Here is a 24,028-nt window from a genome sequence, read left to right as displayed (position 1 = left end):
TTCAGAGCAGAAATATCAGATATGTTTCTTAATAAATTCATTTACAAGACAAATGTACAAATTAATTTGAAATGGCAAATTATTTCAGATAGTTTATTTTAATTCCTTTTTTGGAGAAATATTTGTTAAAATATTAGATTTAACTAATTAAAAATCTTACTTTTAGTGTATTAACCATAATAAAAATAAGCATGCGAAATTTAAAAAAAATCCACAGACAAAATCTAAAGTCTGTGAATGGCGGAGGTATTGGTGTTTGTAATGAATACTGTCCTGATGGACCGTATGGACCTGACCAGCCAAAATCCTGTGGCGACTATCACGGGTTACCGGAGTGCTGCAAAGGTAGAGTGTTGGTAAGCTATGAGTGCTTTGATCCTCATTAATTTAATATAAGAAATGCCTATCTTTTTTTACAAATCATTAAATAATAACATTATGAAAACAATTAAAAAATTATCAAGAGACGAGAAAAAAATGATTAATGGTGGTGCAACACAAATCCAGATTGAAGCATGTGGTGGTGAACAGTTTGTATGTTTTATGGGAGGCGGTAGATGGGGATGCTGGCTAAAACCTGGAGGAAAATGTTATGCACCTATGTTATAAACAAAAAATATTGTAAGCTTAACCTATTAAAATGAATATCATATGAAAAAGTTATCAAGAAATAAACTGAAGAATATTAAAGGTGCCGATTCATCTATTTGTGCAGGATGTCCTACTCAAAATAAGTATGGCCCTGGTCCTGAATACAACCAAACTTGCGATAATTATTTTGCCTTACCCGAATACTGCAAAGAAAGGAATTGTGTAAGAGTAAGTATTTATTGTTTTGGAGATTGGTAACTGAAAACTGATTTAATTACTATCTCCGGATAGACGACGAATATAAAAAAAGCACTGTGACAACAGTGCTTTTTGCTTATTTTATGCTTTTTGAAAGATCAAGCATCGCCTCAATGGGTTTTAATGCTCTTAATCTTAATTCTTCGTCGATAAGAATTTCCGGAAGTTCATATTTCATACACAAATACAGTTTCTCCATTGTATTGCGTTTCATATAGAAACATTCCGAACAGTTACAGCTTTCATCGAAAACTAATGCCGGGATCAATTCTTTATGAGGAGCACGTTTTCTCATTTCATGAAGGATTCCTTCTTCTGTGGCAATGATGAATTTCTGACAGTCATCTTTTTCTACATAATTCAATAGAGCGGATGTGGAACCAATAAAGTGAGCCAGTTTTAGTACGGCTTCTTCACTTTCCGGGTGCGCTATCAGTTTGGCATCAGGATTATCCGCTAATTGCTTGGCAATTCTCTCCATAGAAAATGCTTCATGTACTATACAGCTTCCATCCCAAAGGATCATATCACGGCCGGTTTTCTTAGATAAGTATCTTCCTAAGTTTTTATCCGGGGCAAAAATGATCGGCCGGTCGGTCGGTAATGCTTCAATTACGGTTTCCGCATTTGAACTTGTTACAATGATATCACTTTCCGCTTTTGTTTCTGCGTTACAGTTGATGTAAGTAGCAATTAAGGCATTGGGATGCTGCTCGCGCATTTTTCTCAATCCTTCTCCGGAACATCCGTCTGCCAAAGAGCATCCTGCCATAGTGTCTGGAAGAACTACTTTTTTAGTTGGGTTCAGAATTTTTGCAGCTTCTGCCATGAAATGCACTCCACAGAATACAATCATATCAGCATTTGTATCTTTAGCCTGCCTTGCCAGCTGTAAAGAATCTCCAAGGAAATCAGCAATATCCTGAATTTCTCCCGGTTGGTAATAGTGGGCAAGAATGACAGCATTCTTCTCTTCTTTAAGTTTAAGAATGGCTTTTACCAATTCTTCACCCTGAGGAATTGCTATATCCTTTATATCCAGAAATCCCTTTACAGGAATTGCAGATTTAGCTTTTTCTAATGTTTCGGTACTCATATCAACCTCAATTTTTTTTCTTTATAGAAGGTATAGGTAGATTGTAGTCTGTAAAAAGTGATCCACATATTTTTAACTGACTTCTATGTCTACATTCTAGTTTCTTTCTATAAAACTTTTTATTAAACTTTCTATTTCTATTTTAGCTTGGTCAAGATCACTGTTGATGACGATCTTGTCAAAATCCTTTGCATAGGACATTTCTTCTTCTGCCTTTGCTACGCGGGTTTTGATGGTTTCAGCATCATCTGTATTTCTTGAAATCAATCTTCGTTCCAATTCTTCAATGGAAGGGGGTTCTATAAAAATAGACAGTGCTTTCTCACCAAAATATTTTTTTAAAGAAATCCCTCCTTTTACATCTACATCAAAAATAACAACTTTTCCCTGATTCCAGATTTTTTCTACCTCAGATTTTAAAGTACCGTAATATTTATCAGTATATACTTCCTCATATTCTACAAAAGCTCCTTTTGCAATTTTCTCTCTAAACTGATCAGGAGTTAAAAAATGATAATCTACTGCATGAACCTCACTTCCTCTCGGTTGTCTTGTTGTACAGGAGATTGAAAACTTCAGCTCCGGAAATGTTTCCAAAGAATACTTTACCAATGTAGTTTTTCCGCTCCCGGATGGTGCTGAAAATATAATTACTTTATCCATTTAGATTTTAGAGATTTTTAGATGAGAGACAGGAGACCAAATCTCTCATCTCATGTCTATAGGTCTATCGTCTATAATACGTTTAACGTCTGTTCTTTAATTTTTTCCAAATCATCTTTCATCATAACCACAAGCTTCTGAATTTGGGCATGATTGGCTTTTGAACCTAATGTATTGATCTCTCTTCCGATTTCCTGAGAAATAAAGCCCAGTTTTTTTCCATTGAAAGATTCATTATCCATTACTTCTTTATAATATTTCAAATGTTGGGTAAGTCTTACCTTTTCCTCTGAAATATCAAGCTTCTCTGTGAAGTAAGCCATTTCCTGGTAGAAACGTGTTTCATCTACATTTTCAAATTCTTTCAAAGATTTCTGATAACGTTCTTTCACACTGATAATTCTTTCTTCTTCAAAAGGAATCACTTCACCAAGATATTTATCAATATTCTGGATGTTTCTGTTTAATTCTTCATGTAAAATGCTTCCTTCAGTTTTTCTGAACTCTTCAAAACGGTCAATAGCTGCACTGACAATTTTTGCCAAAGCTTCCCATTCCCCATCTGTAAGTTCATCAGGTCTTGAAGTAATGGCATCAGGAAGTCTTACTGCCATTTTAAGATATTCATAATCAGGCCCGTCTGAAGTAATGGTTTTAAGTTCATTGATGTATGAATCAATTAAATTTTTATTGATTTTTACATCGTTAGACTCTTCCAGGTTCTCCAGATTAACGTAGCAGTCTACCTTTCCACGGATAATTCTATCGTTAAGAATTTTTCTGATTTCAAATTCTTTTTCTTTATAACGTAAAGGAATCTTGATATTTAAATCAAAGCTCTTGCTGTTCAATGATTTAATATCTATTGTTATTTTTTTTCCTTCAAAAACACCTTCGGCTCTACCGAAGCCAGTCATTGATAAAATCATAGTTTTTTATTGTTCTACAAAGATAAACATTTAAATTAGCACTGTGAAATCTGTAAAGATTCTATCTGACCGATAAAATAATGAATGTGAACTGATGAAAAATTTGATTTCTGTAGTAGGACCCACCGGAATTGGTAAAACAAGATTGGCAATTGACCTGGCTCAATATTTCAATACAGAGATTGTTTCCTGTGATTCCAGACAGTTTTTTAAAGAAATGAAAATTGGGACAGCTTCTCCTTCTGAAGAGGAACTGGCTGAAGCTCCTCATCATTTTATAGGGAATCTTTCCGTTGAAGAATATTATTCTATCGGGCAATATGAAGAAGATGCTTTGCAAAAACTTAATGAACTTTTTAAAGATCACGATACCGTAATTCTTGTGGGTGGCAGTATGATGTATGAAAAAGCAGTGATTGAAGGCTTAAATGATCTGCCGGAAGCTAATCTTGAAAACCAGGAAAAGCTTCAGGGAATAATGGAGCAGGAAGGTATAGAAAAGCTTCAGGAGATTTTAAAAGAGCTTGATCCGGAGTATTTTGAAGTAGTGGATATTCACAACCACCGGAGACTTCTTCGTGCCATTGATGTGATCTGGCAGACTCAAAAAAAATATTCTGAACTGATTGCCACTTCCCAGGATTCCAGAGATTTTAAGGTGATCAGAATTGGAATAGAGGCTCCAAGAGAAGAATTGTATGACAGAATCAACCGCAGGGTAGATATAATGATGGAGAAAGGCTTACTGAAAGAGGTGAAAGGGCTTGAAAAATTCAAAGGGCTGACAGCTTTAAATACGGTAGGCTATGCTGAATTATTCAAATACTTTGACGGAGAATGGGATCTGGATTTTGCGGTATCTGAAATTAAAAAAAACAGCCGCAGGTATGCTAAACGCCAGCTGACCTGGTATAGAAAAGCAGATGATATCTACTATTTATCATTAGGTTACAGCCAAAATGATTTCAATAATTTAATTGAATATCTTTCTATTCAAAATATATAATGGGATAATATTGATTTTAGAGAAATACTTAATATATCATTGATATAATCATTATTTTTTTTCGTAATTAGCTTTATATGTGTTTTTTATATTAAATTTCCTTACTAATACATAAGAGATTTTTAAAAACACAATTTAACACCATTATGAAGAAATTAATTATTTCAGGATTGGCATTTATTATGGTCTTTTTCACAAGTTGTGAAAGAGTTTCCAGCCAGGAAAATCAACAAGGTACCGCAGAAAACCGCATTGCGAATACAGCTATGCGAATTGAGAATCCATTAGGAATTCCTCTTCCGTCAGAAATCAGCAGTACAGAAACGGTATGCATTCTATTGAGACATGCAGAAAAAGAAAATTTTGGAACTGATCCTAATCTTACCAGTGCCGGGAAGTTGAGGGCAGATGAATTAAAGCGCTTATTGGAAAATGTTCATATAGATAATATTTATACCACCCCATATAACCGCACCCGGCAAACAGCCAGCCCATTAGCGGTGAGCAAAGGAATTACGATTAAAGAATATACACCAGCTACTACCATTGCTGCTACTCAATTATTTATCAACAGCATTCTTGCCCAAAATCAGGGGAAAGTTGTAGTTATTGTTGGGCATTCAAATACAGTTCCTGATATGGTAAAAGTATTGAGTAATAACACATTGAATGTGACAATTAGTGAAACCCAGTTTGATAATATATTTATTACAAAAAACTCTGCTACAGCGGGATCCGTATTTGCAGTTCAAAAAAAATATGGTCAAAGCACACCCTGATCTGTCAGAACATTATGGGTTTAAATAAAAATGCAGTCCTGAAAGAGGACTGCATGATAACAATATAATTTAATTTACTACTTCCAACCGCCACCAAGCGCTCTGTATAAATCTACAATGCTGCTTAATCTCTGTCTTTTAATGGAAGCCAGATTCAGCTCTGCCTGAAGTGAGTTGCCCTGTGCGGTAATTACTTCGAGATAATTGGCTGAACCTCCTCTATAAAGAAGCTGTGCACTTTTAATTCCGTCTTTTAATGTAGTAGACTGTTCCGCTGCTTTTTGTTCCTGGATTTTTAAATTTTCGTTAGAAACCAGGGCATCAGAAACTTCACCCACGGCATTCAATACCGATTGGCGGAAGGCCAAAACATTTTTTTCTCTTTGAATTTTGGCTACTTCGAGATCCGTTTTCAGTTGCCTTTTCTGGAAAATAGGTTGGGTAATTCCTCCTAAAACAGATCCGAATAATGATGCCGGAATCTGAAACCAGTTATCAAATTTGAAGGAATTGACCCCTCCGTTAGCTGTAATCTTTAAGGCAGGATACATATTGGCCTGTGCAATTCCGACAAAAGCATTGGACTCCAGTAAAACAAGCTCCTGCTGGCGTACATCTGGTCTGCGGCTTACCATAGCTGCCGGAAGACCGGTAGTTATATTCTGTGGTAAAGATGTATCAACCATTTCAATCGTTCTGTTTATTTTACTAGGGATTTCTCCTACCAAAATACTTAGAGCATTTTCCTGAATAGCAATATTCTGTTCCAATTGAGAAATCAGCAGTTCTGTTGCCTGCTTCTGCGCTGCAGACTGTTGTACCCCTAAAGAAGTAGTATCACCGCTTTCCCACATTTTCTGGGTAATCAGCAATGTATTACTACTCAATTCCAGATTGGATTTTGCAATTACCAGTTGTTTATCAAGCATCAGCAGGTTATAATATCCCTGAGCAATAGCTGCTACAACCTGGGTCTGGATAGCTTTTGAGCCTTCATAAGTCTGCAGATACTGCATTCTTGAAACTTCCTGCTGGTTTTTGATCTTCCCCCAAATATCAGCTTCCCATGAAAGGTTGAATGCTGCATTATAATCCTCAACATGACTTTGTCCTAAAAATAAATTTAAGCTTTGCCCGTTCATGCTGTTTTTGGATGGTTTAGAAATCTGGCCGGACACTCCAAAACCCACATCAGGATATTGCATATATTTTGCCTGTTTCAATTTTTCCTGTGAAGCGGCAACCTGCTTTAATGCAATCTGAAGGTCATAATTATTTTTAATTCCTTTTTCAATCAACCCCTGTAAAATAGAGTCACTGAAAAATTCTTTCCATTCCAGGTTGGCAATGCTTGCCGTATCAGCAGTTGCTGTATACTGGAACTTTTCCGGAAGCGGAAGGTCCGGTTCTGTGTATGCCAGTTTGGACACACACGAAACAGAGCCTAAAGCCAGCGCAAACGTTAATATAATATTTTTTACTCTTTTCATTGTTTAATAGGCTTTTAAAGGATACAAAATTCTTAGGGACAGTTTATAGAGGTACAGCTTGTAGTTTAAAATAATTAAAGTGTACCCTTTTGTTACGTTATTGTTTCTATATCCCTAAGATTTGTCAATAATTTTAATGAACAGCTGGTAAAGCCTGCTCTTGCTGTAGTTTTTTCTGAAGTCTTTTCTTTTTTCTGCTTGGCATTTTTTCATGCAGATATTGGAAGATCACATACATTACCGGGATAATGAAAATTCCGAAAATAACTCCTGTAAGCATTCCTCCTACAGTACTGTACCCGATGGAATGGTTTCCTTTTGCAGAAGCACCCTGTGTCCATACTAATGGAAGCATACCCACGATAAAGGCAAAAGAGGTCATTAAGATGGGTCTTAAACGTAATCTTGAAGCTTGAAGAGCCGATTCAATCAGTGATTTTCCTGCATTTCTTCTCTGAACAGCAAATTCTACAATCAGGATGGCATTTTTTGCTAAAAGCCCTACAAGCATGATGAGCCCCACCTGCACATAAATGTTATTATCAATTCCGGCTAATCCTGTGAAGGCAAATACCCCAAAGACTCCTGTAGGAATGGTAAGGATAACGGCAAACGGAAGAATATAACTTTCATACTGAGCTGCCAGCAGGAAGTATACAAAGAGGATACTTAAAAGGAAGATAAATACAGTTTGTCCACCTGTTTTAATCTCTTCACGGGTAATTCCTGTCCATTCATAGCCATAGCCTCTGGGAAGGGATTTCTGTGCTACCTCTTCTACAGCCTTAATGGCATCACCGGTACTGTATCCAGGTTTTGGCGTTCCATTAATAGTTACGGCATTGAAAAGGTTATTTCTTGTTACGGTTTCAGGGCCAAAAGTTCTTTTTAAAGTAACCAGGGTCTTGGCAGGAACCATTTCTCCGGATTTATTTTTAACATAAATTCCTTCTAAAGAGTTAATATCCGTACGATAAGGAATATCTGCCTGGGCCATTACTCTGTAATATTTACCAAACCTGTTGAAATCCGAGACAAAGCTACTTCCATAATAAATCTGCATAGTCTGCATCAATTCAGTTATAGAAACTCCAAGCTGGTTGGCTTTGTCTGTATCTACATCAATAGTATACTGTGGGTTTCCGGCGGCATACGTTGTAAAGGCAAATGCAATTTCCGGACGTTTCATCAGTTCTCCGATGAATGCCTGTGTGGTGGTTCCCAATTGTTCAAAAGTACCGTTTGTCTTATCCTGAAGCATGAATTCAAAACCGGAAACGTTACCGAAACCTTGTACAGTAGGGAAGTTGAAGAAGAATGCGTTGGCATCTTTTACCTGGCTTACCTTTCCTGTCAACGTTGCGGCAATCTGGTCAGGATCTTTCATATCCCCACGTTTGTCATAATCTTTAAGCTTGATAAAACCTGCAGAATAAGGAGAAGCATTGGCATTACTGATGAAGTTCATCCCGTCTGCTACCCAAAGGTGATTGGTTGCTTTTTCGCCGTTAATGATTTTATCAATTTGTGCAGTTGCTCTGTGAGTTCTTTCCAGTGAGCTTCCCGGAGGTGTGTTCACGGCATATAATACGAATCCCTGATCTTCTGTCGGAATAAATCCTGAGGGTGCTTTTTTAATAAGGAAAATACTTACCGCTGTAATAAGGACAAGACCTCCTACAGCCACCCATTTATTTTTAATTAAAAACTTAAGACTGTAAATGTATTTTCTGGTCATATTGTTAAAGCTCACATTAAATGCATTGAAGAATCTCGCTCCAAAACCTTTTTTATGACCATGTTCACCATGCTCACCCTGAGGATCATTTAAGAACATGGCACATAAAGCGGGGCTTAATGTCAATGCATTTACTGCAGAAATCAGGATGGCAATTGCCAGAGTGAAAGCAAACTGTCTGTAGAAGACCCCTGCCGGGCCCTGCATAAATCCTACCGGAATAAATACAGCACACATCACCAATGTAATGGAAATAATAGCTCCGGAAATTTCACTCATAGAGTTCATGGTAGCTTGTTCCACGGGCATGCCTGTATGTTCCATTTTAGAATGGACGGCTTCCACTACTACAATGGCATCATCCACTACAATACCAATGGCCAGTACCAAAGCAAATAATGTAAGCATATTGATACTGAAACCGAACAGCTGCAGGAAGAAAAACGTCCCGATAATAGCAACCGGTACTGCAATAGCCGGTATAAGCGTAGATCTGAAATCCTGAAGGAAAATATACACCACAATAAATACCAGAATGAAAGCGATCACCAATGTCTCAACAACCTGATGAATAGAAGCGTCCAAAAAGTCCTTGGAGTTATACATGATAATTGGCTTTACCCCTTTTGGCAGGGTAGTATTCAATACATCAACCTGTTTTTCAATTTCTGTAAGGATCTCATTGGCATTAGAACCGGCAGTTTGTAAAATAGCAAATCCTGCAACCGGTTTTCCGTCTACTCTGTTTGTTGCAGTATAAGTATAAGAACCAAATTCTACTCTTGCAACATCTTTTAATCTTAGGAATGATCCGTCATTATTTGCTTTAATGGCGATACTTTCGTAATCTTCATTTTTGTTCAGCTTTCCTTTATATTTAAGGATATACTCGTAAGTTTCTTTACTTCCCTGTCCAAGACGGCCTGGGGCCGCTTCAAGGTTGTGGTCTTTGATTGCAGCGAGAACTTCCTGAGGAGAAAGATTATTGGCTGCCAGTCTATCCGGTTTCAGCCAGATTCTCATGGAATAATCTCTTGTTCCAAATACCTGAGCCTGTGCTACTCCCGGAATACGCTGTATTTGGGGAATGACATTGATCTTCAGGTAATTTTGTAAGAAAAGCTCGTCGTATTGTTTCGGATCATCACTGGTAAGTCCCATAAACATAATCATACTGTTTTGAACTTTCTGTGTTGAAATTCCGGCCTGTACTACTTCCTGAGGAAGCTGGCTCATTGCTTTTGATACACGGTTTTGTACGTTTACTGCTGCATTATCAGCATCAGCTCCCTGTTTGAAGAAAACACTCAGTGTCATGGTTCCGTCATTACTGGAATTGGAGGTCATATAAGTCATATTCTCAACTCCATTCACAGCTTCCTCAATGGGGGTAGCTACAGAACGAGCCACTACTTCGGCATTCGCTCCCGGATAAAAAGCCGTTACCTGAACACTTGGCGGAGCAATATCCGGAAAGAGGGCAATCGGTAAATTAAAGAGAGACAAGGCTCCCAATAACAAAAGTATTATGGAGATGACCGTTGAAAGTACCGGTCTTTCTATAAATTGTTTTAACATAAGAAGTTTATTTTTTTAAGTCTTCTGTATTCGGAAAAGGACTATAAAGGTTTTGCTTTCAATAAGCTGTCAGACGAAATTGCTTTTGGCTTGATCGAAGCTCCATCCTTTAAGCTTCCTATTCCGGTGTAGACGATTTTGTCTCCGGAATGAAGACCTTCAGAGATGAAGTAATAGCTGTCTGTTTTTCCGGAAATCTTTATCGGTCTGCTTGTTACTTTCTGGTCTTTTCCTAAGATGTAGACATATGTTTTGTCCTGAATTTCAAAAGTAGATTCCTGTGGAATAACTACAGCATTGGATAATAGTTGAGGCATACGTACCCTTCCCGTATTTCCGGTTCTCAAAGATCCCTGTGCATTAGGGAAAACTGCCCGTACGCTGATAGCTCCGGTTGTTTTATCAAACTGCCCGTCTACAATACTTAGTTTTCCTTTTTGAGGATAGATACTGTTATCGGCGATTACCAGTTCTACCATTGGCATATTTTTCAGTTTCTCTTCTAAAGTAGCACCTGGATATTTATTTTGAAAAGCAATAAAATCAAGTTCACTTAAAGAGAAATAGGCATAAATTTCACTGATGTCTGATAATAAAGTCAATGGATTAGGATCTGTTCTGGAGATCAGGCTTCCTTTTTTATAAGGAAGCCTTCCAATATAACCGCTTACCGGTGCTGTAATAGTTGTAAATCCTACATTGATCCTTGCGCTTCCTACTGATGCTCTGGCCTGGGCTGCCGCTGCAACCGCAGCTTCATAGTTGGCTTTCGCTGTTTTAAGCTGTACATCAGACACTACTTTTGCAGCAACCAATGGCTGAAGTCTGTCAACTTCTACTTTTGCTTTCTGTATATTAGCATGGGCCACTTGGAGATTGGCTTGTGCCATATTCATCTGTTCACCATAGCTTCTGGAGTCTATTTTAAATAAAGGCTGTCCGGCTCTTACATAAGCTCCTTCTTCTACATAGATCCTATCAAGATATCCATCTACCTGAGATCTGATTTCTACATTGTTTTTTCCTTCTAAAGCAGTAGGAAGTTCCTGATAAGTGGTGGCAGGAGAGGTGATAACGGTATAAACCGGAAGTTCAGGTGCTGGCGGTGCGGCGTTAGATCCTTCGGCAGCCTTGGTGCAACTCTGTAAAAGAATTATACTTGAGATAAGTACAATAAACTTTGTTTTTCCAGGTATTTTCATTTTGAGTTTAATTTTTTTAATGAAGTGTTAGATTTAAGTAATATTCCTTGTAATAAATGCTGTTTTTTTTCCTAACAGTGTTAATAATTTGTTCAAAAAAAATTACATAATTTTTAATGTCCGATAAAGTTGAATGTTCCCATAATTGAATTTTTAAAATATATATAATGTATGAAGGTGTGAGGTGTAAGTGTGTTAATTTTGCTAACGGTGTTAATGTTTAAAGAAAAAATCCTTACTTTTACCGATTAAATTGTATAAGTTTTACATAATAATTTTAGTTTTTATCAGGTTTGAATGAATTATTTATATTAATTCAGTGTTAAATTTCCTAACGGTGTTAATTTTTAGCTCAAAAAAAATCTATAAAGATCTGATAAAAGACGAAACAGTTTCATCTAAAGATGATTTATTCATAGTAGACGGGATATCTGCCGTACGCATCATCATAATGGAAATCATTCCGTGAACTGCTGAAAACAGGGCATGAGACATATGACATGCATTATCCGGATTGGATCCGTTTTTCTTGATAATTTCATAGGTACATTCATAAATCATTTCCTGAAAAGATGAAAATTCTTTTTTCATCTGGCCTTTTCCACAGCACTGCATTCCCAAACCAAACATAAGCTGGTAGTATTCTTTATTTTTAAAAGCAAAATTCCAGTAGGCATCTACAATAGCCACAAGCTGATCCTCCGGACTGTCATGTTTCTTCTGAGCTTTTAATAATTCTATATGTAAATTGTGAAAGCCATCTAAAGAAATTTCAAATAGGATGGCCTCTTTATTTTCAAAATAATCGTAGACTACCGGTGCGCTGTATTCAATAGCATCTGCTATTTTACGCATGGATAGTGAAGCCCAGCCTTCAGTTTTCGCCAATGTGAAAGCAGCCTGCAAAATATTTGCACGGATGGATTCTTTTTCTCTTTGACGGCGTTCATGTAGGCCCATGATATTTATTTACTAACAGTGTTAGCAAAACTACAAACTTTTGAACATAACTTCCAAATGTTATTTTAATTTTAACATTTAATAGATATTGATAGAAGTAGCTCAAAGCTGTAAGAATGGGAGCTAGAGACCTCTTTTTGAATGTAATTTAAAAATCTTATAAAAAATAAGTAAAGTGAAAATCAATACAATTGATGATCAAGAGTTTTTAAGTGGCATATAACTTCCATCCTCTATTAAATAAAAATAAAAATGTCTTATTCAGAACGCAGTTTATTAATAAAAGAAATTTTTATCTTTGTGAACAAAGAAATAAGGTATGAATACTCCCTCAAATATGTTGGCATTAGGAACCAAAGCTCCCTTTTTTGAGCTTCCAAACCCATCAAAAACGAATGAAATACAGTCTTTAGAAGATCTGAAAGGCGAAAAAGGTACATTAGTGATCTTCATGTGTAACCATTGTCCATTTGTTCTTCATGTGATCGATAAGATCAACGAACTATATGAAGATTATAATGATAAAGGAATTGAATTCATTGCCATTAATGCGAATGATATTGAAAAATATCCTGCTGATTCTCCTGAAAAAATGATTGAGTTCCAAATCGAAAAGAATTTTGATTTCCCTTATTTATTTGACGAAAGCCAGGCTGTAGCAAAAGCTTATGAAGCGGCATGTACACCGGATTTTTATTTCTTTGATGATAAATTGGACCTTGTCTACAGAGGTCAGATGGATGATTCAAGACCTGGGAATAATAAAGATGTAACCGGAGAAGATTTAATTATTGCTTTTGAAAATCTTTTGGCTGGTGAAGCACAGGAAGAAATTCAGAGACCAAGCATGGGATGTAATATTAAATGGAAATAAATAGGTTATTGGCTTTTAATTGCCATTTCTTATGTATCATGATATAAAGGCTGTTCTTTTTAAGGACAGCTTTTTTATTTTCTCTTAGATTTCTCAGGTGTATTGTGCTGCTATTATTTCACTCGCAGATTTAACGGGTGCACAATGATAGTAACGTAATTATATCACCCTATAACGCAAGCAACAGTTCAATCTGCGAGAATTTTTATGCTTGGATTCCTGCGGAATGACAAAGTATGTGGGTAAACTAAGCGCAATATTTGTCATCCTATGTTTGTAAAATATTAATTTTATTATACATTTCACCTTATTTGAGAATAGTTCTTAATAAACTCTGAAGGTGTTTTTCCTGTGTATTTTTTAAACATCCTGTTGAAGTAGGTCACATTATTAAAACCACAGCTATAGCTGCATTCTGAAATGGTTTTATCCTGAGCCATCAAAAGACAGGCTTTATTAATCCGGTATCGGTTTACAAATTCTGTAAAAGTGATCTGAGTTGCTTTTTTAAAGAAATTGCAAAAGGCCGGTAAAGTAAGGTTCGCCAGTTTTGCTACTTCTTCAATATTAATTTCTTTATCATAATGATGCTCTACATAGGTGAAAATATTTTCCAGTCGGGTTTTATTCTTTGAAATGATGGTGTAAGGCATGATTTCCTTATTTAAAAGCTCATAGTCTTTACATGTAGAGAGTTCGAAAAGAATATCAAGAAGTATTAAATATCTTTTGTAACCATCAGACTCAAGCATGAGTTTAAGTTTTGGAAGCACTGCTTTTTTTACTTTGTGATGAAAGTGAATGCCATATTTCGAAAGTTCCAGTAAGTTTTTAATAGATCTGGCTTCTACTTCCTGTTCAGGGAACTGAAGAATTTCTTCTTTAAACTGAAGTACAATTTCTTCATGGGGATCAATGGAATTTAAACCAAATCCGGAATGGGGAATATTGGATCCGATAAGAACGAGATCTCCATGGGTATAATTACTTTTATGATAACCCACATGGCGGGTTCCGTTCCCGGAAATTACACAGACCAGCTCAATTTCGGGATGATAATGATATTCCCATTTGAATTCCGAAATAGGGGAATTATTATGAATAGTACGGAACGAGCTTTTCTCATTGGGAATGACTCTTTCAAAAGTAACTTTCATTTAATTAATCATATTTAATCATTAAAAATACTAATTATATTAATATTGTTCAAATATTGATTTACTGTGTTAAATTATCGTTAACACAAATGCTTCTATCTTAGCCGACAAGAAATGATCTGAATGAAAAATTTCAATATAAAGGCTGTATTATTTTTAAATTATTTTGTTTTCGCAATTCTTTTGAATTCTGTGGGAACAGTTATTCTCCAGGTTCAGCAGAATTTTGGAATTTCAAAATCGTCTGCCAGTATCCTGGAAGGGTTTAAAGATCTTCCGATTGCCATTTGTTCATTTATCCTGGCTTCATTTCTTCCGAAAATAGGGATCAAAAACTCAATGCTGGCTGCTTTATTTATGGTGAGCTGCATGTGTTTTGTAATGCCTTTTGCAAGTGGTTTTTGGATCTTTAAAGTATTATTTGCCATTGTAGGGATTTCTTTTGCCCTTATTAAAATATCAGTTTTTACGTCTATTGGACTGGTTACAGAAACCGATAAGGAACATTCCAGTTTTATGGGATTTCTGGAAGGCTTTTTTATGATTGGAGTACTGGCAGGAAATCTTCTGTTCAGTTTATATATTGATGATCATAATCCTAAATCTACCCGTTGGCTTAATGTGTACTGGGTTTTAGGAGCGCTTTCTACACTTTCATTTTTGTTTTTATTCTTTTCAAAACTGAACGAGAAGGAGACAAAAAGTGATAAAACAGATCTGATAGGCGACTTAAAAAACAGTGCAAGTTTATTCAGTTATAAAAAAGTATTGTTCTTTTTACTATGTGCCTTCCTTTTTGTGTTGGTAGAACAGAGTTTTCAGACATGGACACCTACTTTTTATAAAGAGATCTTAAAGGTGCCAACTTCAATGAGCATTCAGGCGGGAGCTGTTTTAGCCGGGGCTTTTGCTTTGGGAAGGTTTTTATCAGGTTTCTTCTCGAAAAAGTTTAGCTGGATTTATGTTGTTTCATTTTGCGTAATTGGCTTTGCCGTAAGTTTACTTTTGGTATTGCCATTAACCCATCATATTCATATTGGTACCGATACTAATTGGCTGAATGCACCTCTTGTGGTGTATCTGTTCCCGTTAATGGGTGGTTTGCTGGCTCCTATTTATCCCAGTATTAATTCTGTAATTCTGGCTTCCATACCGAAATACTTACACAGTGCCATGTCCGGACTTATTGTTGTGTTTTCAGCAATCGGAGGAACTATAGGCTCAATTATTACCGGTTTTGTGTTTCAGGAATTTAGTGGGCAGCAGGCATTTTACCTTTCATTAATTCCGCTTTCACTCCTGATCACGTCAGCCATTTTCATGAATAAATTAAAAATAAATCCTAAAAAATAAAATGAGTAATCAACTTTACATCAAGGAAATTCAGACTCTTTTTGATGAGGTACAGAAGGCTAAGATTTTTGAAGATCAAAAAATGATGACCGATGCGGTTCCATTATTTCTGATCAATGAAATCAATAAAAAGTATGAAGAGGCAAAAAAAGCTGAAGATTTTATACTGAAAGATTTTGTGATGGCCCATTTTGATTTTCTAGGGGCAAAAATTTCTGTTCAGAGAGAACATCATCTTCCTATTGAAGAGCATATTGAAAAATTATGGGACGAACTGACCCGTACGGCCTATGAAGAAAAAGGAACCCTCTTGAAATTACCAAAACCTTATATTGTTCCTGGAGGGCGATTTAATGAGTTTTTCTATTGGGACAGCTATTTTATTATGCTTGGATTGCAGGTTTCCGGGAGAGTGGAAATGATGAAGAATATTGTGGAAAACTGTGCTTATCTGATCCAGCATGTAGGGTTTGTTCCGAATGCAAGCAGAACTCATTTCTTAAGCCGTTCCCAGCCTCCGTATTTTTCGCTGATGCTGGATCTGCTTTTTGAAACTACCCATCATAATGAAATCTATATACAATATCATGATACTTTAGAAAAAGAATATGCTTTCTGGATGAATGGTGAAGAAGAGCTGGAGAGTGGTTCATGTATCAAAAGAGTAGTGAAAACCAAGGATGGTGATATTTTAAACCGTTATTATGATACGGAAAATACACCACGTCCTGAAAGTTACCTGATCGATATTGAGGATCATGAAAATGCTTCCGGGGATGAATTTTACAGAAATATAAGAAGCGCCTGTGAATCCGGCTGGGATTTTTCCAGCAGATGGTTTGCAGACGGAGAACATATACAGACTATAGAAACGCTGAACCTTGCTCAGGTAGATCTGAATTGCCTCTTATGGCATTTGGAAACCACACTGGCAAAATCTTCAGCACTTCAGAATCTAACTGAAAAGGAAAATTATTTTACTGAAAGAGCAGCAACGCGAAGACAGATGATCAATAAATACTTCTGGGATGAAAAAGCGATGACGTATAAGGATTATCATACTAAAAAAAACACAAAAACACCGTCTGAGCATATTGCTGCTCTTTACCCTTTATTTCTGGGATTGGCAGATGGGGAACAGGCGAAAGGAGTTGCCAGAATTATTGCTGAAAAATTCCTGTATCAGGGAGGGTTGGTTACCACAACAAAAAAATCGGGACAGCAATGGGATTTACCCAATGCATGGGCTCCTTATCAGTGGCTGGGTTTTCAAGCTATGAAGAATTATGGGTGTAATGAGCTGGCTGAAAAAATAAAAAATAACTGGTGTTCGAATGTAGAAAGAGTCTACAACAATACCGGAAAACTTATGGAAAAATACAATGCATTAGATACAGAAACAATTGCAGGTGGAGGGGAATACCCCAATCAGGATGGATTCGGTTGGACGAATGGAGTGTATTTAAAATTACAACAAAACTGAAACTAACAACAAAAAAATAGGGCTATGAAAAATAAATCAATCTTTTTAATTGCCGCCACAGCTACATTGTACTTCAATAATGTGTATGCTCAGGAAACACCGCAGGACTCCGCGAAAGTCTCTTCCATCGACCAGATCGTTATTACCGGAAATTCTAATCCAAAGAAAAAAATAGAATCCAGTACCGCGATTTCTACTTTCAGTGCTAAGGAAATTCAAAAACAGAATCCTATCAGTGCTGCTGCTTTGCTGCAAAGAGTTCCCGGGTTTGCAGTAGAAACCTCCGGTGGTGAGGTAGGCAATAACCTTTTTGCAAGAGGAATTCCTTCTGCGGGAGCTTATGAATTTGTGCAGGTACAGGAGGATGGTCTTCCGGTTTTTGAAGATGGGGCGCTTCAATTTGCCAATGCTGATAATTTTTTCCGTGTAGATAATACTGTAGGACGCCTGGAAGCTTTAAGAGGAGGGTCAGGTTCTATCTATGCCAATAATTCTCCCGGAGGACTGATCAACTTTATTACTAAAGAAGGAACCAACGATTTTAAAGGAACAGCGAAAATTGAAACCAGTACTTACGGATTAATGCGTACAGACCTCAATGTGGGAGGAGCATTGGTAAAAGATCAATTGTTCTTCAACATAGGAGGTTTCTACAGAACGGATGACGGAATCAGAAAAACCGGTTTCAAAGCCAATAATGGAGGCCAGATCAGGATGAATCTGAAATATGTCTTTGATAAAGGATATGTGAAAGTATATTATAAAAAACTGGACGACAGAAATACATTTTATCTCCCAATTCCTCTGATTCAGGACGGGAATACCTTAAAAGAATTTCCGGGCTTTGATCCTAACTATGGAACCTATAGCTACAGGGCAATCAGTCAGTTGAATATCCCTCAGGCCGGAGGAGGATTTTTTAATAGAAATCTGGAAGATGGAATTCACCCGAAAGTGGATGTAGTAGGGGCAGAATTTAAATATGATCTGGGAAATAATTTCAGTGTTTTAAATAAGACGAGATATACCAATATCAATATGAATTATACGGGTATGTTTCCTGCAGGAGCTCCGAAATTGGCTTCTAATTTTGCTAAGGACGATCCAAAAGATGGTGGATTAGGAATGAGTAATTATCAATATTCTCTTGTAAGTAACGGAACTGCTGTAAATCCTCAATATGTCCAAAAACTAGGTTTCTGGGCCATCGACAAGCAGATGAATAATTTTGTGAATGACTTACAGCTTAATTATAAATTTGACAAAGGAAATGTAACAGCAGGGTTTTATAAGTCGAGCTGGAAGTCTCATCAATATTGGAACTGGAGTAATATTTTGACTACGGCTACAGATAGACCTCAATTGTTGAACCTGGTAAACCCTTCACTTAATCCGTCTGATGTAGGATACTCCAAGACATATAACGGCGTAATGGACATGTCTTTCTTAATTAGAGATTCTCAAATTCAGGGAAGTTTGAACGATCTCTATCTGAACCTGGATTATAATATTACGGATGCATGGAGTTTCAATGGAGGAATGCGTTACAGCCGCGATTTTTATAAAGGATATGGGGTAAATACAACCACTGCGAACCTAAATAATTCTGGTTTGACGGTAGATGGCACAAATGGTTTTAATACTACGACGGCAGATGATAATATGGCAGTACTGGGTAATAAATATACCTATTGGTACTACGATGTTAATAAGGTTTCTTATACATTGGCCTCCAATTATAAGATTAATAGAGAAAATGCTGTATATGCCCGTTTTTCCAGTGGTTTCAGATCTCCAAATGAGGAAGCTTATTATAATAATATGTCAGACCTGAGCCAGATTAAGCCTGTGCAGACCAATCAGTTGGAAGTGGGATACAAATACTATTCGCGTACCTTTGATATTGCAGTGATTCCTTTTTATTCGACTCTTAAAAACCTTTCGTTTACAGATGTGTTCTCCGACGGAACTTCTGAAAATAAATTTGCTAATACAACCAATTTTGGAGTAGAAATTGAAGGGTATACAAGACTATTCAATAATATTCTTGAGGTGACATTTAATGGAACAATTCAAAATCCAAAATATAAAGATTTTACAGGAAGAAATAATGATGGATCTACCTTTGACTATGATGGTAATTTGGTAAGAAGAATTCCTAAGTTCTATTTCAATATTTCTCCAGCAGTCAATATTACGAAAGAATGGAGGACCTATGTTAGTATGAATTATTATGGTAAGCGTTATCAGAATGAGGGAAATACAGATGATAATATTCTGCCGTCATTTACAGAATTTGGCGCAGGAATGTCTTATCAGTTAGGAAAAATCCGTTTTGCAGTAGATGGAACTAATATCTTTAATACTATTGGAATTACAGAAGGAGATCCACGATCTCAAACAGTTACCGGTACCAATATAAGAATGGCCAGACCTATTATGGGAGCTGCAGCCAGGGCATCCGTTACTTTAGATTTTTAAACTCTATTTCTTTATAACGTGAAACCGTCAGGATTTTTCTGGCGGTTTCTTTTTTTTATAGGCTCTCACAGACCGGGCAGATGTTTGTACCCGCTGACCCGAATACCGTACCCATCTAATTAAAAAATGGATTATACTGCTTTTCAAAACCGATTGAAGTAGGGTTTCCATGTCCGGAAAATACCTGAGTATCATCATGTAAAACAAAAAGCTTAGTTCTGATACCGTCGATAAGCTGCTCATAATTTCCTTTGTATAAATCTGTTCTTCCAATGCTGCCTTCAAAAAGAACATCACCTGAAATCATGAACTTCTGATTTTCATTGTGATACACTACACTTCCCGGAGAATGCCCCGGAACATGATAGATCTTAAACTTTTCTCCATCAAGATCCAGCTCGTCACCTTCTTTTACATAGTTTATCTCTACTTTTACAGGATCTATACTCATTCCGAATCTTAATCCGCTTGCCTGAAGCATATCCAAAACCTCCTGGTCTTCTTTGTGCATATTAACCGGTACTTTAAATGTGTCAGAAGCCCACTGAAGTCCCAAAACATGATCAATGTGAGCATGAGTCAGAAGGATTTTCTGAATTTGTAAGCCATTTTCTGTGATGAATTTTTCAATGGCCTGAGTTTCCTGTCCGTTCATATTTCCCGGATCAATAAGCCAGGCGTTTTTATTTTCGTTGTAGACAATATATGTATTTTCGCTCGCAAAATTGAAAACGAAACCCTGAATCTGAAGCATATCCGAATATTTTTATTTCAAAAATACGATATTATTAAGAAAATGCCGATTTTTCGTTATCTTCGTCATAATGAAAACTTTGCGAATACTTTTACTCTCTTTGGGCGGATTGGTGTATGGACAAAATATCCAGAGTATCCAATTATTCAACCCACAAACGAATGACGAAACTCCTGTCATTAAATTTAATTCAGATGAAAAACTGGTGTTAACTTTTGATGACCTTACCAATGCCAGTGAAATTTATCGATACACGATCAAACATTACGACAGAAACTGGAATGACGATAACCTGTTTTTTACAGAGTTTGCCACAGGAAGCATGAATGGCCTTCTTGATCAGTTCCAGTATTCTTTTAATACATTACAGGCTTATACTCACTATAAACTGACTTTTCCCAATGATAAAATACAAGCGAAAATTTCAGGTAACTTTGAGCTGATTGTTTATAAAGACTCTGCAGATAAACCACTTTTCAAAAGACGTTTTTATCTGGTAGAAGATGCCGCTTCATTAGCTCTCAATATTTCAAGAATAGCAGATGCCAAAAAACCTAATATCAATCAAAGAGTAGAGGTAAAAGCAGTGCCCAGCGGCGGTGATCTTTCTTCCAATGTTAATTCTATGACACTGAATGTGATGCAGAATAACAACCCAAATACGACCATTTCGAATTTGAAAGCAAGTACTGTTTTAGGAAATCAGTTGCTTTTTCAGCAGATGAACCTCAGTTTTCCGGGAGATAATGAATTTTATTATTTTGATAATAAAAATATGAATACCCCTGCGGATATGGTTCGTACTGTAGAAATAAAAGACGGTGTAAACCAGACGTATTTGCATCCGGTTTGGGCTTTCCCTTTAAATTATCAATATCAGCCCGACGTAAACGGAGCATGGTATTACAGAAGAAATGACTTAGGAAGAGAAAGAGATGCTGAAAGAGAAGCAGACTATTCATGGGTCTACTTTTATTTGGATTCTGATCCTGTAGATAAAGACATTTATATTCTTGGAGGATTTAACGGATATAAGCCGGGCAAAGAAAATCAGATGCAGTATGATGCCGCCAGTAAACAATATGTAGCTAAAATTTTTCTGAAGCAAGGATTTTATAACTATGTTCTGGCAACTAAAGAAAGTGACGGATCTCTAAATTTTGGAGAAATAAACGGAAATTTCTGGCAGACAGAAAACCTGTATCAGGCATTTTTATATTATGCTCCATTCGGAAGAAACTATGACGGTCTGATGGGATATGGAGAATTTAGGACTCCAATTGGAAATAAACGGTAAAGAATTCTTTGCTTTTGAGAAATAAAAATAATATCCAGTATATTAAAAAAAAATAGGCTATTTCCGACGAGATAGCCTATTTTTTGTAAAGCCATATGAATACTGATTTCTCTGAAAAATACTAGATTATTTGAGCGGTAAAATACAATGTAACACATAATTAAAATTTTAATTCACAAAAATTTGATTTGTGTTAATATTATTAATTAAAACCTTTTTTAATCATAAAATTATCTTTAATTAATTCCTTTTTTTATAAAATCATTATTGTGTTTTATTAATCGATTTATAGTATCTATTGAATTTTATTCATTAAATTAATCATTTTATTGATGAAAATTTATAAATTCGTTTTTCACACTAACAAAAATTATTATGAAGACAAAGTTTATTTTAGTGGCAAGCGTTGCTGCCTGCTCTTTTGTTTTTGGGCAAAACACACCATCAAAATTAGTTCCGGGTAAAAGCGGATTACACGCAGAATTTATGAGGTTTGATAAAAACGCACCCACTTTTCAGGGAGGTCCGGTTTTATTTGATGAAACTTCTCAAAGGCTTTCATCGGGACAGGCCCGCAAACTGGGACTTGAAAAAGATGCCCTGGGATTTGAAACCCACAGATTTCAACAAACCGTAAATGATATTCCTGTGGAATACGGAATGATGGCCGTACAGATTAAAGGAGGCAAAATTGTTGGAGAATCAGGAAAATGGATTCTTAAAGTCCCTGAAAAAATTGAGAAAAAAGCAAATATCTCCGAAAATATAGCATTACAAAGTGCATTGTCATTTGTAGGAGCAGACGCTTATAAGTGGCAGAATAAAGAAGAGGAAGATTTTCTTAAAAAAGATTCAAATGATCCTAATGCCAGCTATGCCCCGAAAGGTGAATTGGTATATTATTCAGATCCTACTGATGAAAAGCTGAATGATTTAGTATTAGCATACAAATTTGACATCTATTCAGAGAAACCATTGAGCAGGCAATATGTTTTTGTAGATGCTAAGAATGGAAAAGTGTTAGGCGTAGATGCCATCATCCATGAAGTAAATACTCCGGGAACGGCTACTACCGGTTACAGCGGAAATCGGAATATCGTAGCTGACTCTTACAATGGAAGCTACAGATTAAGAGAAACCGGAAGAAATGCAGGAACAGCTGTAGAAACCTATAATTTGAAAAAAGGGACCAGTTATTCATCAGCTGTAGATTTTACAGATACTGATAATGTATGGAATAATGTTAACACGAATAAAGATCAGTATGCTACAGATGCCCATTGGGGAGCAGAGATGACTTTAGATTATCTATATACAAAATTTGGAAGAAAAAGTATTGACAACAATAATTTTGCGATCAAATCCTATGTTCATTATTCAACCAATTATTTCAATGCTTTCTGGGATGGTTCCAGAATGACTTATGGGGATGGAAGTTCCACTACAAATGGAGGTAAACCGTTAACTGCGATTGATGTTTGTGGTCATGAAATCACTCACGGAATGACTTCTAAAACAGCTAATCTTGTGTATCAGAGAGAACCGGGAGCATTAAATGAAGGATTCTCCGATATCTTTGGAAATTCTATCGAACGCTGGGCAAGACCTACCCAGGCCAGCTGGACTTTAGGAGAAGACTTTAGCTATGTGATCAGAGATATGGCGAATCCTAATGCATATAGCCAGCCGGATACTTATAAAGGAAAATACTGGAAAGATGCTACCACTACAGGCTGCGCTGTACCGGGACAAACAACAAACGATTATTGTGGAGTTCATACCAATTCAGGAGTCCTTAACTTCTGGTATTATTTATTAGTAACAGGAGGTTCAGGAACCAATGATAATGGATTTGCTTATAATGTTTCCGGAATCGGGTTGGATAAAGCAGGTGCAGTTGCTTACAGAACGTTGACTTCCTATTTAACTTCAACATCTACGTATGCCAATGCGAGAACGTATTCTTTGCAGGCAGCAGCAGATTTATATGGAGCCGGAAGTAATGAAGTAACACAGGTTACCAATGCCTGGAATGCCGTAGGTGTTGGAGGAGGTACTTCTTCTGCAGGACTTATTGCCTCAGCATCAAAAGTTTCTCCATATAAAATCAGCCCGAATCCTGCCACAGACAGGTTTATGGTGGAATTTGAAGCGAAAGCCGGAAATGGAGTGGTAGAAGTAGTAAGTTTAACAGGTAAGAGAGAGCTTTCTGAAAAAGTGAACCTTACTGATGGAGGAAACAAAATAAATATACAACTTCCTTCTAATATCCTGCCTGGTGTATATGTTGTAACCGTGAATGGTCAGAATGCAGGAAATCTGATTAAAAAATAATCTCT

The 24,028-nt window shown here is 36.5% G+C and carries 20 protein-coding genes; 11 read left to right on the top strand and 9 right to left on the bottom strand.

What is annotated here, in order from left to right; translation table 11 throughout:
* Positions 1 to 191: 191 nt before the first annotated feature.
* The 3 genes from MP477_RS14070 to MP477_RS14060 are packed head-to-tail and all read left to right on the top strand — an operon-like array spanning position 192 to position 849.
* A complete protein-coding gene (locus tag MP477_RS14070; RefSeq protein WP_257190903.1) occupies positions 192 to 386 on the top strand; it encodes a hypothetical protein in 195 nt (64 codons plus the stop codon).
* 52 nt (positions 387 to 438) lie between these two features.
* Entirely contained in the window at positions 439 to 609 is a 171-nt protein-coding gene (locus tag MP477_RS14065) for a hypothetical protein (protein ID WP_157969924.1), read from the top strand.
* Between the two features lie 42 nt (positions 610 to 651).
* Positions 652 to 849 (top strand): hypothetical protein, encoded by a 198-nt coding sequence (locus MP477_RS14060; RefSeq protein ID WP_230041210.1) that lies wholly within the window; start codon positions 652 to 654, stop codon positions 847 to 849.
* 76 nt (positions 850 to 925) lie between these two features.
* Here MP477_RS14060 and nadA read toward each other — a convergent pair whose 3' ends face one another.
* The 3 genes from nadA to MP477_RS14045 form a co-directional block, all read right to left on the bottom strand.
* Positions 926 to 1,945: a quinolinate synthase NadA gene (gene nadA, locus MP477_RS14055; protein ID WP_257190902.1), complete on the bottom strand. Its 1,020-nt coding sequence runs from the start codon at positions 1,943 to 1,945 to the stop codon at positions 926 to 928.
* 96 nt (positions 1,946 to 2,041) lie between these two features.
* Positions 2,042 to 2,608 (bottom strand): guanylate kinase, encoded by a 567-nt coding sequence (gene gmk, locus MP477_RS14050; RefSeq protein ID WP_257190901.1) that lies wholly within the window; start codon positions 2,606 to 2,608, stop codon positions 2,042 to 2,044.
* 71 nt (positions 2,609 to 2,679) lie between these two features.
* A complete protein-coding gene (locus tag MP477_RS14045) occupies positions 2,680 to 3,537 on the bottom strand; it encodes a YicC family protein (RefSeq protein WP_230041207.1) in 858 nt (285 codons plus the stop codon).
* 94 nt (positions 3,538 to 3,631) lie between these two features.
* Here MP477_RS14045 and miaA point away from each other — a divergent pair, with 94 nt between their 5' ends.
* Positions 3,632 to 4,543, top strand: a complete 912-nt coding sequence (gene miaA / locus MP477_RS14040; RefSeq protein WP_230041206.1) for a tRNA (adenosine(37)-N6)-dimethylallyltransferase MiaA — start codon at positions 3,632 to 3,634, stop codon at positions 4,541 to 4,543.
* Between the two features lie 146 nt (positions 4,544 to 4,689).
* Positions 4,690 to 5,322, top strand: a complete 633-nt coding sequence (locus MP477_RS14035) for a histidine phosphatase family protein (RefSeq protein WP_257190900.1) — start codon at positions 4,690 to 4,692, stop codon at positions 5,320 to 5,322.
* Between the two features lie 77 nt (positions 5,323 to 5,399).
* Here MP477_RS14035 and MP477_RS14030 read toward each other — a convergent pair whose 3' ends face one another.
* The 4 genes from MP477_RS14030 to MP477_RS14015 all read right to left on the bottom strand — a co-directional run bounded on the left by MP477_RS14030 (position 5,400) and on the right by MP477_RS14015 (position 12,290).
* Entirely contained in the window at positions 5,400 to 6,812 is a 1,413-nt protein-coding gene (locus tag MP477_RS14030) for an efflux transporter outer membrane subunit (protein ID WP_257190899.1), read from the bottom strand.
* Positions 6,813 to 6,945: 133 nt separating this feature from the next.
* Positions 6,946 to 10,128 (bottom strand): efflux RND transporter permease subunit, encoded by a 3,183-nt coding sequence (locus MP477_RS14025; protein ID WP_257190898.1) that lies wholly within the window; start codon positions 10,126 to 10,128, stop codon positions 6,946 to 6,948.
* 41 nt (positions 10,129 to 10,169) lie between these two features.
* On the bottom strand, positions 10,170 to 11,330 hold the full coding sequence (locus tag MP477_RS14020; RefSeq protein WP_230041202.1) for an efflux RND transporter periplasmic adaptor subunit: 1,161 nt from the start codon (positions 11,328 to 11,330) through the stop codon (positions 10,170 to 10,172).
* Between the two features lie 363 nt (positions 11,331 to 11,693).
* The gene (locus MP477_RS14015) at positions 11,694 to 12,290 is read right to left on the bottom strand and encodes a TetR/AcrR family transcriptional regulator (RefSeq protein WP_230041201.1); all 597 of its coding nucleotides are present in this window, start codon (positions 12,288 to 12,290) and stop codon (positions 11,694 to 11,696) included.
* 319 nt (positions 12,291 to 12,609) lie between these two features.
* Between MP477_RS14015 and MP477_RS14010 the strand changes: the two genes are divergently transcribed.
* Positions 12,610 to 13,164 carry a thioredoxin family protein gene (locus tag MP477_RS14010; protein WP_230041200.1) on the top strand — a complete coding sequence of 185 codons (555 nt, stop codon included), beginning with the start codon at positions 12,610 to 12,612 and terminating at the stop codon, positions 13,162 to 13,164.
* A 302-nt stretch (positions 13,165 to 13,466) separates the two neighbouring features.
* Here the strand turns inward: MP477_RS14010 and MP477_RS14005 are convergent, their stop codons facing one another.
* The gene (locus MP477_RS14005) at positions 13,467 to 14,321 is read right to left on the bottom strand and encodes an AraC family transcriptional regulator (protein WP_257190897.1); all 855 of its coding nucleotides are present in this window, start codon (positions 14,319 to 14,321) and stop codon (positions 13,467 to 13,469) included.
* Positions 14,322 to 14,444: 123 nt separating this feature from the next.
* On the opposite strand from MP477_RS14005, the gene MP477_RS14000 reads away from it, so the two are divergent.
* The 3 genes from MP477_RS14000 to MP477_RS13990 are packed head-to-tail and all read left to right on the top strand — an operon-like array spanning position 14,445 to position 19,638.
* Complete coding sequence (locus tag MP477_RS14000; RefSeq protein ID WP_257190896.1) at positions 14,445 to 15,674, top strand: sugar MFS transporter; 1,230 nt, start codon at positions 14,445 to 14,447, stop codon at positions 15,672 to 15,674.
* A 1-nt stretch (position 15,675) separates the two neighbouring features.
* Positions 15,676 to 17,157 carry a trehalase family glycosidase gene (locus MP477_RS13995; protein WP_257190895.1) on the top strand — a complete coding sequence of 494 codons (1,482 nt, stop codon included), beginning with the start codon at positions 15,676 to 15,678 and terminating at the stop codon, positions 17,155 to 17,157.
* A 24-nt stretch (positions 17,158 to 17,181) separates the two neighbouring features.
* Positions 17,182 to 19,638 (top strand): TonB-dependent receptor, encoded by a 2,457-nt coding sequence (locus MP477_RS13990; protein WP_257190894.1) that lies wholly within the window; start codon positions 17,182 to 17,184, stop codon positions 19,636 to 19,638.
* A 115-nt stretch (positions 19,639 to 19,753) separates the two neighbouring features.
* Here MP477_RS13990 and MP477_RS13985 read toward each other — a convergent pair whose 3' ends face one another.
* Positions 19,754 to 20,392, bottom strand: coding sequence for an MBL fold metallo-hydrolase (locus tag MP477_RS13985; protein WP_257190893.1), 639 nt, complete (start codon positions 20,390 to 20,392; stop codon positions 19,754 to 19,756).
* A gap of 70 nt (positions 20,393 to 20,462) precedes the next feature.
* Here MP477_RS13985 and MP477_RS13980 point away from each other — a divergent pair, with 70 nt between their 5' ends.
* Both MP477_RS13980 and MP477_RS13975 read left to right on the top strand, forming a co-directional pair.
* On the top strand, positions 20,463 to 21,689 hold the full coding sequence (locus MP477_RS13980; protein ID WP_257190892.1) for a DUF5103 domain-containing protein: 1,227 nt from the start codon (positions 20,463 to 20,465) through the stop codon (positions 21,687 to 21,689).
* A 375-nt stretch (positions 21,690 to 22,064) separates the two neighbouring features.
* Positions 22,065 to 24,023, top strand: coding sequence for a M4 family metallopeptidase (locus MP477_RS13975; RefSeq protein WP_257190891.1), 1,959 nt, complete (start codon positions 22,065 to 22,067; stop codon positions 24,021 to 24,023).
* Positions 24,024 to 24,028: the final 5 nt, after the last annotated feature.

It is taken from the genome of Chryseobacterium sp. WG23, from assembly GCF_024586575.1.
GTDB lineage: Bacteria > Bacteroidota > Bacteroidia > Flavobacteriales > Weeksellaceae > Chryseobacterium.
This window is presented reverse-complemented; position numbering and strand designations above follow the sequence as displayed.

Excerpts from the sequence above, each read along its gene's own strand:
- gmk (WP_257190901.1), bottom strand. The coding sequence starts at position 2,608 with ATGGATAAAGTAATTATATTTTCAGCACCATCCGGGAGCGGAAAAACT.
- MP477_RS14025 (WP_257190898.1), bottom strand. The coding sequence starts at position 10,128 with ATGTTAAAACAATTTATAGAAAGACCGGTACTTTCAACGGTCATCTCC.
- MP477_RS14020 (WP_230041202.1), bottom strand. The coding sequence starts at position 11,330 with ATGAAAATACCTGGAAAAACAAAGTTTATTGTACTTATCTCAAGTATA.
- MP477_RS14015 (WP_230041201.1), bottom strand. The coding sequence starts at position 12,290 with ATGGGCCTACATGAACGCCGTCAAAGAGAAAAAGAATCCATCCGTGCA.
- MP477_RS14000 (WP_257190896.1), top strand. The coding sequence starts at position 14,445 with ATGAAAAATTTCAATATAAAGGCTGTATTATTTTTAAATTATTTTGTT.
- nadA (WP_257190902.1), bottom strand. The coding sequence starts at position 1,945 with ATGAGTACCGAAACATTAGAAAAAGCTAAATCTGCAATTCCTGTAAAG.
- MP477_RS14060 (WP_230041210.1), top strand. The coding sequence starts at position 652 with ATGAAAAAGTTATCAAGAAATAAACTGAAGAATATTAAAGGTGCCGAT.
- MP477_RS14030 (WP_257190899.1), bottom strand. The coding sequence starts at position 6,812 with ATGAAAAGAGTAAAAAATATTATATTAACGTTTGCGCTGGCTTTAGGC.
- MP477_RS13990 (WP_257190894.1), top strand. The coding sequence starts at position 17,182 with ATGAAAAATAAATCAATCTTTTTAATTGCCGCCACAGCTACATTGTAC.
- MP477_RS14070 (WP_257190903.1), top strand. The coding sequence starts at position 192 with ATGCGAAATTTAAAAAAAATCCACAGACAAAATCTAAAGTCTGTGAAT.
- MP477_RS13980 (WP_257190892.1), top strand. The coding sequence starts at position 20,463 with ATGAAAACTTTGCGAATACTTTTACTCTCTTTGGGCGGATTGGTGTAT.
- MP477_RS13985 (WP_257190893.1), bottom strand. The coding sequence starts at position 20,392 with ATGCTTCAGATTCAGGGTTTCGTTTTCAATTTTGCGAGCGAAAATACA.
- MP477_RS13975 (WP_257190891.1), top strand. The coding sequence starts at position 22,065 with ATGAAGACAAAGTTTATTTTAGTGGCAAGCGTTGCTGCCTGCTCTTTT.
- MP477_RS14005 (WP_257190897.1), bottom strand. The coding sequence starts at position 14,321 with ATGAAAGTTACTTTTGAAAGAGTCATTCCCAATGAGAAAAGCTCGTTC.
- MP477_RS14065 (WP_157969924.1), top strand. The coding sequence starts at position 439 with ATGAAAACAATTAAAAAATTATCAAGAGACGAGAAAAAAATGATTAAT.
- MP477_RS14045 (WP_230041207.1), bottom strand. The coding sequence starts at position 3,537 with ATGATTTTATCAATGACTGGCTTCGGTAGAGCCGAAGGTGTTTTTGAA.
- MP477_RS14035 (WP_257190900.1), top strand. The coding sequence starts at position 4,690 with ATGAAGAAATTAATTATTTCAGGATTGGCATTTATTATGGTCTTTTTC.
- MP477_RS14010 (WP_230041200.1), top strand. The coding sequence starts at position 12,610 with ATGAATACTCCCTCAAATATGTTGGCATTAGGAACCAAAGCTCCCTTT.
- miaA (WP_230041206.1), top strand. The coding sequence starts at position 3,632 with ATGAAAAATTTGATTTCTGTAGTAGGACCCACCGGAATTGGTAAAACA.
- MP477_RS13995 (WP_257190895.1), top strand. The coding sequence starts at position 15,676 with ATGAGTAATCAACTTTACATCAAGGAAATTCAGACTCTTTTTGATGAG.